Source organism: Sphingomonas sp. Leaf21 (genome assembly GCF_916858675.1).
Classification (GTDB): Bacteria; Pseudomonadota; Alphaproteobacteria; order Sphingomonadales; family Sphingomonadaceae; genus Sphingomonas.
In genome coordinates, this window is record NZ_CAKASM010000034.1 from 19183 (window position 1) to 31179 (window position 11997).

The 11997-nt window shown below is 63.3% G+C and carries 6 protein-coding genes; 3 read left to right on the forward strand and 3 right to left on the reverse strand.

Translation table 11 applies throughout. From position 1 onward, the window contains the following. Positions 1-18: 18 nt before the first annotated feature. Positions 19-1131 carry a beta-galactosidase BglB gene (gene bglB / locus LRP66_RS17155; RefSeq protein ID WP_230483817.1) on the forward strand — a complete coding sequence of 371 codons (1113 nt, stop codon included), beginning with the start codon at positions 19-21 and terminating at the stop codon, positions 1129-1131. After that, a complete protein-coding gene (locus LRP66_RS17160; protein ID WP_230483818.1) occupies positions 1131-2633 on the forward strand; it encodes an MFS transporter in 1503 nt (500 codons plus the stop codon). The genes bglB and LRP66_RS17160 overlap by 1 nt, the downstream gene beginning before the upstream one ends. Before the next feature lie 18 nt (positions 2634-2651). Here the strand turns inward: LRP66_RS17160 and LRP66_RS17165 are convergent, their stop codons facing one another. Continuing rightward, on the reverse strand, positions 2652-4595 hold the full coding sequence (locus LRP66_RS17165; RefSeq protein ID WP_329959301.1) for a rhamnogalacturonan lyase: 1944 nt from the start codon (positions 4593-4595) through the stop codon (positions 2652-2654). Between the two features lie 209 nt (positions 4596-4804). On the opposite strand from LRP66_RS17165, the gene LRP66_RS17170 reads away from it, so the two are divergent. Then, entirely contained in the window at positions 4805-7948 is a 3144-nt protein-coding gene (locus LRP66_RS17170) for a TonB-dependent receptor (protein WP_230483819.1), read from the forward strand. 34 nt (positions 7949-7982) lie between these two features. Here LRP66_RS17170 and LRP66_RS17175 read toward each other — a convergent pair whose 3' ends face one another. Then, positions 7983-8657 (reverse strand): DUF6250 domain-containing protein, encoded by a 675-nt coding sequence (locus LRP66_RS17175; protein WP_230483820.1) that lies wholly within the window; start codon positions 8655-8657, stop codon positions 7983-7985. After that, positions 8654-11371 (reverse strand): exo-rhamnogalacturonan lyase family protein, encoded by a 2718-nt coding sequence (locus tag LRP66_RS17180; RefSeq protein ID WP_230483821.1) that lies wholly within the window; start codon positions 11369-11371, stop codon positions 8654-8656. Before LRP66_RS17180 ends, LRP66_RS17175 begins: the two co-directional genes overlap by 4 nt. Positions 11372-11997 lie beyond the last annotated feature (626 nt).

The window sequence follows — 11997 nt, forward strand, 5'->3', positions numbered from 1 at the left end:
CTTCGGAGAGCATTTCCCGTGGCAGCCCTCAATCACGACATTCCCCGCGCCGAGGTGACGGCGCAGATCGCCAAGCTGATCGACAACCTCGTCAACATCAAGGACGAGACCGGCGAGTTTCTGCTCCGCCTGGAGGATGGCCGGGTGATCGACACCAAGGGGTGGAACGACTGGGAATGGACACACGGCATCGGCTTGTTCGGCCTGTACCGTTATTGGGAGCTGACCGGCGACCAGGCCGCCTGGGACGTGATGTTGAAATGGTTCGAGGACCGCTTCGCCGCGGGCACGCCGACCAAGAACATCAACACCATGTCGCCCTTCCTGACGCTCGCCAACCTGTATGAGCAGACCGGCGACCAGACCTACCTCCCCTATCTCGACATCTGGGCGGAATGGCTGATGGCCGATGACGGCCTGCCCAAGACCGAGGAAGGCGGCTTCCAGCACATCGTCTTCAACGACGAGAACCCGCAGGAGATGTGGGACGACACGCTGATGATGAGCGTCCTGCCGCTCGCCCGCATCGGCCAGATCCTGGACCGCCCGCACTATATCGAGGAGGCCAAGCGCCAGTTCCTCATCCACATCAAATATCTGTTCGATCGCCAGACCGGCCTCTGGTATCATGGCTGGACCTTCGATGGTCGCCACAACTTTGCGGGCGCGCTGTGGGCGCGCGGCAATTGCTGGGTCACGATCGCGATCCCCGAGATCATCGAGATGCTCGATCTGCCACCGGGCGACGCGTTCCGCACCTTCCTGATCGACACGCTGGCGGCACAGGTGAAGACGCTGGCCGAGCATCAGGACGAAAGCGGGCTGTGGCATACGCTGATCGTCGATCCGACCAGCTACCTGGAAGCGTCGGCCACCGCAGGCTTCGCCTATGGCATCCTGAAGGCGGTGCGGAAGGGCTATCTGCCGCGCCATTACGAGGCGGTCGGGATCAAGGCGATCCGCGCCGTGCTCGCCAATATCGATGACAAGGGCGAGCTGAAGCAGGTGAGCTTCGGCACCGCGATGGGCGACACGATGCAGTTCTACAAGGACATCGCGCTCACCTCGATGCCGTACGGCCAGAGCCTGGCGATCTGCGCGCTCGGCGAATTCCTGCGGACGTACATCTGATGGCAAACGCCGCCATCGCCCCCGCCCGTCCGGTCCGCTGGTACAATTTTGCCGCCTATGGATCGAACGACATCCTCGGCGCCGGGTCGATGGCGGTCATCAGCACTTGGGTGCTGTTCTTCTACACCACCTTTTGCGGCCTGTCGGCGGCACAGGCGACGCTGATCTTCGGCATCGCCCGCGTGCTCGACGCGGTGGCCAGCCCGACCATCGGTTATATTTCCGACCGGTTCGGCAACACCTGGGCGGGACGCAGGTTCGGGCGGCGGCGCGCTTTCGTGCTGGCTGCCATACCGCTCCTGCCGTCTTTCGCGATCATGTGGGTCGCAGGCCAGAGCTTCTGGTATTATCTCGTCACCTACGTCCTGTTCGAACTGGTCTATGCGCTCGAGATCATCCCGTTCGAGACGCTCGCGGCGGAGATGGCGAGCGACTACCGGACCAAGGCCAAGTTCGCCGGTTGGCGCATCATGTGCGGCCAAATTTCGGCGATCCTCGCCGCCATCCTTCCGGGCCGCCTGATCGAGCATCTGGGCAAGGATTCGCCTGACACATATCTGTACATGGGCATCCTGTTCTCCATACTGTTCATGCTCTCGGCGACGATGCTGTATCTGTTAAGCTGGGAACGTCCGCGCACGGCCGAGACCAGGCAACTCGCCCGCGAGCGCATGACGCCGTTGGCCGCAATCCGCGACCTGTACCGCAACCTGTTCTCGACGCTGCGTATCCGCGCGTTCCGGCTGCATCTGGGCATGTATCTGGGCGGTTATATCAGCCAGGATATCTTCAACGCGGCCTTTGCCTATTTCGTCGTCTTCGCGCTGGGCGGCACGACGCTGGCGGTATCGAATCTGGCAGGGCTGACCTATGCCGTGCAGACGCTGGCGGTGCTGCTGGCGATCAATTTCGCGCTGCGCGCGTCGCCCGCCCGTGCCTACCGGATCGCAGTGGGCAGTTTTGCGCTGGGTGTCCTTCTGTTCCTCGGTCTCTGGTGGACCGGACAGGGCGCGAGCGGCTGGGTGTTCGTGTTGCCGGTGGCGTTCGCCGGGCTGGGACGCGGGGCGCTCAACTACATCCCCTGGGCGACCTACAACTATATGGCCGATGTCGACGAGATCGTTACCGGTCGCCGTCGCGAGGGCGCCTTTGCGGGGGTGATGACCTTCGTGCGGAAAATGTCGCAGGCCGCCGCGCTGATCGCGGTGGGACAAATCCTGCAGGCGTCGGGCTTCGTCACCGGCGCGGCCAGCCAGTCGCCTCAGACCATCCATGCCATCGTCGCGGTCATGGTCGGCGGCACGCTGGCGCTGCTTGCCTTCGGCCTGTGGGTCTCGCTCCGCTTCCGGCTAGATCCCGCCAGCCATGCGGTCCTGATGGACGAGATCGAGCGGTTGCGTGCGGGGGAACGCGAACCCGCCACCCCACACACCCGCGAGGTGGTTGAGGACCTGTCGGGCTGGCGCTACGACCAGCTTTGGGGACGCAACCCGGTTCTTTGACCGGGCTGCGCCGCCCCATTACTCTGCCTTGTCGGACGGCTTGGCCATGCCGAGATAGAAGCCGGTGTGCGGCGGTTGGTTGTAAGCCGTATTCTGCCAAGCGATCCCGGCGCGATAGACCGGGTCCTGGAGCAACGTCGTGATCCGGTGAGTTGTCGGCCAAGGCGTGGTGTAGATGCGCAATTCGCGATTATCGGCACTGCGCCACACCACTTCTTCGCGCCAGTCACCGATCAAGTCCGCCTGCAGCGCCGGGGTCGCCTTGGTCCCGTTGTTCGACGCCGTACCCTCCGTCACCAGCAACGGCTCGGTCGTGCCGGTCTTCCAGTTCCATTTGAAAATGGTCGTGCCGTCGAGCAGTTCCCGAAGCAAATCGCCGTCCCACCAAATGGCGAAGTTGGTCTGGCGGGGGTGCGGGCCGATCGGCTTGCCATGCACGTCGTACAAGTCAGGCTGGTTCGCGCCCCACATCTCCTCGCCGACATGCCGCGGGTCAATATCGGCGGATAGGCCGCGACCGGTGTCGGACTTCGCGGGCTTAGTCCATAATATCTTACCGATGCGCGCATCAAGCAGTGCCGAGCCGATGCCGCCATTATGGGCGATCTGTTCATGCACGCCGAATTTCTCAAGCCCCGGCCGCGACGGATCAAGGTCGCCGACATGCATGGTGTCGCCATGATAGAGCGGTTGCGTCCATAGCCCCTTGCCGTCGGCATTCACCGCCATCGAGCCGTAGATCACCTCGTCGCGCGCATCGCCATCGACGTCGGCAATGCTGAGCTGGTGATTGCCCCGATCGGCATAGTCCTGATTGCCCGGCTGGTCGGTGTCGAACAGCCAGCGCTCGGTCAGCTTGCCGTTACGATAGTCCCAGGCGGCGATCGCGGTGCGCGCATAATAGCCGCGCCCGAAGATCATGCTCGGGTGCCGCCCGTCGAGATAGGCGACACCAGCCAGGAACCGGTCGACCCGGTTGCCATAAGCATCGCCCCACAGCTTCGCCATCTGCGCAAAGCCCGGATCGTTTCGTGGTCCGCGCGGCGGATCATAGGGCGCGGTCGCCAGAGCCTTGCCAGTCCGTCCGTCGAACACGGTCAGATATTCAGGCCCGGTCAGGATACGCCCGGCGAGCTTGGCGACCATCCGCCCGTCGGCGGTGACATGCGCGCCGGTCCTGTCGGCCTGCGGCACCTCCCCGCCATGTTCGCGCCAGTCGGCCTTGGCGTCGCCGATCACCTGCCCCGTGCCATCGATCGTGCCGTCGGCGGTCTTCATCGCCACCTCGGCGCGGCCGTCGCCATCGAAATCCTGGATCAGGAACTGGGTGTAGTGAGCGCCTGCCCGAATATTGATGCCGAGATTGATCCGCCACAACCTCTTGCCCGCCAGCGTATAGCCGTCGAGATAGACCGGCCCCGTATAGCCAGCCTGGCTGTTGTCATGGCTGTTGGTCGGGTCCCATTTCAGCACCAGATCAGGCTGCCCGTCACCATCAAGATCGCCCATCCCCATATCGTTTGCGGTATAGCTATAGGCTTCGCCATCGGGGGTGACGCCACCTGGCGGCGGATCGAGCGGGATGGAAAGATAGCCCTTCGCCCAGACCTGCGCTTCGGTGGTGAGCGCGCCAGCAGCGCCGGATGCGACCATACGTACCGAATAGCGACTGATCGATGTGCCCGCCGGGTCTCGGAAATTGGTCGAATCGATGACGGGATGCGCGGTGATCTTCCGACCATCGCGATAGACGTCAAAGCCAACCCCCTCCGCATCGGCTGCCAGCAACCGCCAGCTGACCAGGACGCCGCCTCCCATGGCCGGAACCGCGACAACGCCACGGTTCAGCCTTTCTACCTGCCGGTTTTCGCCCGGCGGCATCGCCATCAGGGGAAACGCAGCGGTGATCGCGACCCATGACCCAATACCGCCGCGTAGCGCCTGTCCAATCCGCTTCCCCATCCGCTACCTCCTCTTCCAAAAACGCCGTCTTTCCGGTCGCTTGCCCTGCCATTTTGGTGACGGGCACAAGAATAGCGATCCTATACAAAATTCCAATCTATATGATTGCATTCCACATTGTGGTCATATACAACCTCTTTACACTTTAGGGGGCCCCAGAACCGTCAGCTGAGAAACATCGGCGACACCGGGGCGAGAGGGAGGACACCATGAACGGTTTCGTCGCCATCACCGGATCTCATCAGACTCATGATCGGCCATTCCTGCGGGGCATGATGCGGACATCGGCCTGGGGCGTCCTGGCTGCCGGGTTGGCGCTGGGGACCCCGGCTTTTGCGCAGAATGCCCAAGCAAACGGGCAGAGCGACAATAGCGGAACAAGTGGCCAGTCGTCCGATTCGCTGGGAGGCGCGAGCGCCGGGGATATCATCGTCGTCGGTACGCGTGCCTCGCTGCAATCCGCCATCTCGCGCAAGCGCAACGCGGGCACCGTCGTCGATTCGATCGTCGCCGACGATATCGCCAGCTTCCCCGACAAGAATATCGGCGACAGCCTGGCCCGTGTCACCGGCGTCCAGCTCAGCCGCGAATTCGGTGAAGGCAATCAGATTTCGATCCGTGGCGTAGAGCCCGATCTCAATCGTGTCGAGATCAACGGCGTCGGCCAGTCCTCCGCATTGGGGGCCCGCGCGGGCGACTTCCGCGAATTCGCCTCCGAACTCGTCAAGTCGATCGACGTCTATAAGGGGTATCAGGCCAAGCTGACTGAAGGCGGTCTGGGCGGCACCGTCCTAATCGAGACGCGCAAGCCGTTGGAGTTGAAACAAGGGGTGGCTACAGTCAACCTGTCCGGCCAACACCTGGAAACGACCAAGGATTGGCGCCCCCGTGCGACTCTGCTGGTGGGTACGCCCCATTTCCTGATCGACGGCCTCGGCGTCCTGGCCAATATTACCTATAGCGACGTGACCACGCGACAGGATTATGCCAGCAACACGAACTGGAGCCGCATCGCCGACTTCGACCGTTCGAACGAAAAGACGGTCGCCGATCCGAATTATTCCGCGTTCAACAGCTTGGCCAGCTGCTCCGGCGTCAGCGCGACGGCCAGCCAGAGCGCGGCGACGCGTCGTACCGCGTGCGAGAGCCAGTTCTATGACTGGGCTCCGACCGCACCGCGCTATCGCAACCTCGTGCGCCGCGACAAGCGTCTGTCCGGTGACATCACGGCGCAGTATGAGTTCGCGCACAATTTCCGCGCCTATGCCGAAGTGCAATGGAACAACCGCGACCAGCGGCTTCAGGACGTCAACTACTCTCTCGATATGAGCCGCATCCAGCGTTACCAATTGGCAGCCCCGAACACGGCGGTCATTCAGAACGGCACATCGACTGTCGATGCCAACCATGTAGTCACTAGCTATACGACGGCGCTCAACTCGGTGAACATCGGTAGCGGGGCCGCACCGAACTATAACGGCTCGTCCAACATCCTGGGCGTTCAGCGCCGCGACTTCCAGTACAACCAGAAGTCGCGTTATTATATCACCGGTTTCGAATGGAACGTCGACCGCCTGCGATTGAAGGGCCTCGCCTCGCGCAGTGAATCGCGCACGATCGGCAACACCAACCTGATTTCGCTCAGCACCGGCATCGCCGGTATGCAGGTCGATCGCAACAACGACCTGGGCGTGCCGGTCTTCATCTATCCCAGTAACGTCAACCCCGCCGATCCGGGCATCTATACCGACTACACGCGGACCGGAAACTTCATGGCCGCCGGCCCGACCGTTCAGTATCGTCCGAGCGATCAGGGTAATAGCGAGAACCAGCTGAAACTGGACGGGACTTACGACACCGATCTGGGGCCGCTGCGGAGCATCGAGTTCGGCGGCCAGTTCCGCTGGGCCGATTATTACACCTATCAGGGCGGCGGCTCTCGCTTGCTGACGCCCGCGTCGGGTTCGACGCCCGCCGTCTATCAGACGAGCGCGAACGTGTCGTATAATACCCAGATCGTCGATGCGGCGAGCGTGCCGCAGCGCTCGATCGGCAACACCTATTTCCTGACGCGCACCGAATATGCCAACCTCATCGGCGCGCTGGGTACGACGACCGGTGGCGCACCGATGTTCACGGGCATTCAAGGCATTCCGTCCTCCATCCCGACCCGCCTGGCCTATGCCAATTTCGATCCGAAGATCCTTGGGCAATTCTATGACCTGTCGGGCTTTAACCAGTCGCTGGTGCGCCAGGCCGACGGCTTGCCGCAAATCCCGCAGGTGAAGATCGCTGAGACGATCGCGGCAGGCTACGTCCAGGGCAATTTCGAACAGCAAGTGCTCGGCATGCGCCTGACCGGCAATGCCGGTGTCCGCTATGTCTTTACCAAGGATGTCGGAACCGGAACCAATATCCGTCGCCAGACACGCCTGAACGGGGCCGGTCGGCCCGAAACCGTAGTACTCGGTGCGCAGCAGCTATCGCTCGACAATAACTATGTCGACATTCTACCTACCTTCAACCTTCAGCTGGCGATCACACCCAACCTTGTTCTGCAAGGCAACTGGGCCAAGAACATGGCCCGGCCCAAGCCGACCAATCTCGTCCCCAACATCAACTGCCTCGACGATCTGACCATCGCCGCCGCGGACAGTGCCTGTTCCGCAGGCAACCCGGAGCTGCAACCTTATCGCGCCGATCAGTGGGAGGTGAACCTTGCCTGGTATCCCAACAAGGACACGCTGGTCAGCCTGGGCTATTACAAGAAGTATGAGAACAGCTTCGTCATCGAAAATATCGTACGCTCGGGCGTCGACCTGTTCCAAGACGGGGTAACCTATACCGTGCGCCAGCCGGTAAACGGCTTCGGCGCACTGCTCGACGGGATCGAGGCGAGCGCGCAGACCGCTTTCACTTTCCTGCCCGCTCCGTTCGACGGTTTCGGCGCCAGCGCCAACATGACCTATGCTCGTGCGCTACGCACCAACCTGACCAATAGCGCGACCGGCCAGCCGCTGAACGATTATCCGGGCCTGTCGAAATGGACCTACAATGCCAGCATCTTCTACGACAAGGGCTGGTTGAATGCTCGCCTGGCCTATAATTTCCGGTCAGACTGGTTGCAGACGGTGGCCGATGCAAACAACGGGAACCTGCCCATCTATCGCAAGGGCGAAGGCTATCTTGACGCCAAGGTGACGTTCCGTTTCCCGCAGTGGCATTACAGCCTGTTCATGGAAATGCAGAACATCAACAAGGAATTTGGCCGGACCTATATCAAGAACATCGGAACGTCCGAAGTTTTCTACCCAGGCCAGCGTTTCTTTGCGGGCCTCAGCTTGAAATTCTAAAACAGGAATGGTCGGATCGACGACGATCCGACCATCATTGTTCTCGGGCCAGCGGCGTGATCCGCATATTTCGCACCCGCAAATGGCTCCGCGTCGTGCGCAGGCCGAACCAGCCCTGGCGATAGGGTGCGGCGTCCTGCATCGTGAACAACCGCCGCCCATCGCGCTCGACCGCGATCTCGTTTCCGTTCGCAATCAGGCGGATATGCGTCCAGCGATTGGGCACCAGCATCGCCGCCTTGTCGCCAAGGTCATGCTGGGGGAGCAGCGGCCGATCCCCCGACCGCCCGACATAGCGCCGCATACGGGTCGTCGTGTTCCGGTTGCCGCCGATCCCGACATAATAGGCCTCCAGCCCGTCATAGCTGGCGAAACGACCATCGCGCGGTCGCGCCAGGACCGAGCCGCCGGATACCGCCGGGTCACGCGCCATCCAGAAGGCATTGACGTCGCTGACTGTGTCGTGCGGGCCACCGGCCTGCACCGCCATCACGTCATAGTCGATCGCCACCGGACCGGTCAGCGCGCGGGCGTACCATAGGGTCACACCGTCCGCGGCATCGATATCGAGAATACCGTTTCGGGCGAAAATCCGAGCCCCCGGCTCCGCCTCGATCCGCCAGCGGGACAGATTGTCGGCCCGGAACCCATCCGCCTGCCACGCGACGGGTGTCGCTGCCACGGCCAGTGCGACCAGGGGGAGGATCATGCGCCCCCGCCCAGCAAGGGTACCAGCAGCACCAGATTGGCGGTCGCCGCCAGCCCCCATTGTGCGGCATCATTGGTAGAGACATCGGCCAGTTCATCGACCGGCTTCAGCACCGCGGGCGGCAGGATCTTCGTCACGCCCCGCCGCTGGTCGCGTCCGGCCCGGTCGCCCGCGCCGGTAAACTCGGCCCAGGCGCGACGGGCCAAGGCCGGATCGTGCCTCTGCACGGCGGCATAGGCGGTGTAGCGCGAATGCGCCTGGGTCAGCCCCCGCCCTTTGCCCGGCTCACCCGTCTTCGCGCGGAACGCCGCCTCGGGCGCATTGTAGAATGCGCAATAGTCGAGCCAGGCCTCACGATAGCCGGGCACTTCGACTAGTTCGAGCAACTCGGCCATGGTCTCGAATACGCCGAACACGCCGTTCAGATGGCTCATACTCACATGCTCGCCACCGCCGATAAAGCGCCCGGATGCCAGGTCGAAGGGGGCCCCGCCCGCGAACCATTGCTTGGGCAAGGCGGCCAACGACTGCATTCCGGCCACGATCCGGTCGCGCCAGCGTGTGTCGCAGGTGCGCTCCCACTCGGTCATCCATGCGGCGACCAGCGGTCCCCAGACGGTGCCGAACTGGACGAAGACCTGCCCCGGCGGCAACGGCTTGTCCGCGACGACGGCGCCGGTTCCGCCAGGCGGTGCGGCACCGCCCACGCGCGCTTCGACCTTGCGGCCGATCTCGACATGGCGCAGCGTCTGGTCGCAATCGATCAATGCGTGCATCAGATCGCCGCAACGCTCATCGGCGGACACATAATAGAAGATGCGTTTGAACGCGGCATTGGAGATACGCGGCTGTTTCGAGCTGTCGCCCCAATGCTGCACACCGTGGCGCGTGCCAAATCCCTTGAAACGGCCGAGGTGATAGACGTCGACCTCGCTCGTATGCCGGGTCATCGCCTCCGCCATGCGGAACACATCGGCCCGACCGGTACGCAGATAGGCGTACCAGAGCCAGAGATCGGTCGACAGCTCGCTATTGTCCCAGGCGAAGCCACCGATATCGTAGCGCCAGACATGACGGTCGTCGTCATAGCTGTGCATGACGTCGCCATAATTCCAGAAGCCGTACCAGCGCCGCTGATCCACCTGCGCGATGTAGAAATCCAGCTCGCGCGCCGCCCGCGCTTCGACCGTACCGCGCAGGCCCGGTCCGGCAGAACCGGCCCGGTCCCAGATGCCAAAGATTCCAGCGGCATGGATCGCGGCGTTGGTGGGCACCACGCGCGGGGGCGTGGCGACCTGTGCCGCCATCTGGACCAGCCGCTCGCGTGGCGGCGTCGCGGGCAGCGCCCAGAGCCGAAATTCAGTCGTCCGCGCGATCCCGGTCGCCTCCCCCCAGCCCGGCTCATAATCCTCATAAGTGATGTCGAGGCCGAGATTCTGATGCGCATAGTCGGCCATGCCCATCGTGTCGTGATAGAAGCGCAGATCCATGGCCGGGGCGTCGGGTGCGTGATACCATAGGTTGAAGCGCGCCGTGTCGCCTGTCGCACCGGTCACGTCCAGCCCGACCGGACAGCGTTGCCAGAAATCGTGCATGGCAAAGGCGACGCCGCCCCCCACTCCGCCGATATAGCCGAGGCCGGCCGCCCGCGCGCCGCCATCCACGTCAATCCAGCCATGTCCTGGTCCGGTCCGTTTGGTAATCGCAAAGCCGCCGGCATTGGGCTGGCGCAGGCGGAAATCACCCCAGGCCGGAATATAGTCGAGCTTGTCGCGCACGGCGGCCGCCATGGTCGCGGTTGGCGGGACAGGCCGCCCCTCGATCTGCGCCTCACGGAACGCCCTGCCCGGATCGCGCCGCAACCCGGTCAACGGCCGGGCGGCCTCCGCCCACAGCCCCCCGTCCTGCCCCGCGAAGCGGACATGCCGATCGACCAGCGCATCGCGCATCGGCACTTCACCCTGCAGGCCCAACCCCCGGATGAAGCGACGCGCCGGATCGCCGTCAAAGATCAGGCTGTGGACGATCCGCACCGATGCCGCCCCGGCGTGGAAATATAGACGGAGCGAAAAGGGCAGCCATTGCTCGCCTTCCCCCTCGTGTCGGCCCTCGACGCGGATCACGGCGCGGATCGGCCCGCCTTGTTCGACCACCGCGCGATCGATCCGTCCGGCATAGCGGAGCAACCGCGCCGGGTCTTCGCCGTCATCCTCCGACCGGTCGAGCGCCGTGGCGGTCAGCGCAACGTTGCGCATCACGACGGACCCGCCGGTCGTCGCCTGACGGATGATCGCGGCGCCGTGCCGCCCAACCGTCCAAACGGTGTCGCCGACGATGACGGTCAGCGCATCGGGCGTTTCGCTGACCTGCACCATGCTCGCCGATGCGCGCCCCCGCCCGGCTTCGACACGCAGTCCTTCCGCCCGCGCCGCATCAGCTGCCACCGCGTGGCCGGTCCATTTGATCGATCCGTCCGGCCACCATGCCAACGGCCAGCTCTGGAGTGCCTCCCCCGCCGCCAGCCGATAGTCACGCGCCAAATGCGTACCGCGCGGCCAGGGCTGTCCCCAGGTTACACCCTCATGCCGATCTGGCGGTGCGCCGTCGAGCCACGTCGCGCTCCCGGTCGGTCCTGTCGTTTCGCGCTGCACCTCCGCGAGTGGTGCTGCGGCCGCGTTCCGTACCGGCATGACCAGAGCGGCCGAACTCGACATCAGGAACGCCCTGCGGCTCCAACCTACCATCGCTCCACCTTCGCATAATGGAATATTTATCCACAATATGGAAATAAGTTCAGAGCGTCAAAGCGATACTTATGACTCGGCGTCTTGACCGGATCCCAACGCGTCAGATGGCGCACGCGTAATGAAAACGCAGACGCGGCAGCGCATATTACCAGGCTGTCAGAGCCGCGCCGCGGTCGATGACGAGCTCGCGGACATGAGCATCGACACCAGCCTTGCCATATTCGCATGTGAACATTGTCACATTGATGAAAAGTCCCGGTCATAAGGGGGCCGTCTTCCAAATCTCCCATGGAGGAATGCGTGAACAAGAACTGGACCGGCTTGGCCGGTATCGGCGGCGTGTGTCTGTGCGCCTTGATCCCCCAAATGGGTGCTGTCAGTCTAACGCGAACCGCTCTCCACACGATGCAGTTCGGTCTTTAAGTGCAGCAGAAACGGGTGGGCGCGATTCAGGCGCTGCTGAGCTTCGCCAAGGGCCAGAAGTGGATCAGCCGCAACGAGGGCCGCGATGTGCCCATCCTCGGCTATTCCAAGACCGGCGGCGCCGCTCGCCAGACCTTTCAGGAAGAGGAGTTGCAACGGCTGTTCGCCAG

Coding starts and splice junctions, on each gene's coding strand:
- LRP66_RS17170 (WP_230483819.1), top strand. CDS start 4,805: ATGAACGGTTTCGTCGCCATCACCGGATCTCATCAGACTCATGATCGG.
- LRP66_RS17180 (WP_230483821.1), bottom strand. CDS start 11,371: ATGTCGAGTTCGGCCGCTCTGGTCATGCCGGTACGGAACGCGGCCGCA.
- LRP66_RS17175 (WP_230483820.1), bottom strand. CDS start 8,657: ATGATCCTCCCCCTGGTCGCACTGGCCGTGGCAGCGACACCCGTCGCG.
- LRP66_RS17160 (WP_230483818.1), top strand. CDS start 1,131: ATGGCAAACGCCGCCATCGCCCCCGCCCGTCCGGTCCGCTGGTACAAT.
- LRP66_RS17165 (WP_329959301.1), bottom strand. CDS start 4,595: ATGGGGAAGCGGATTGGACAGGCGCTACGCGGCGGTATTGGGTCATGG.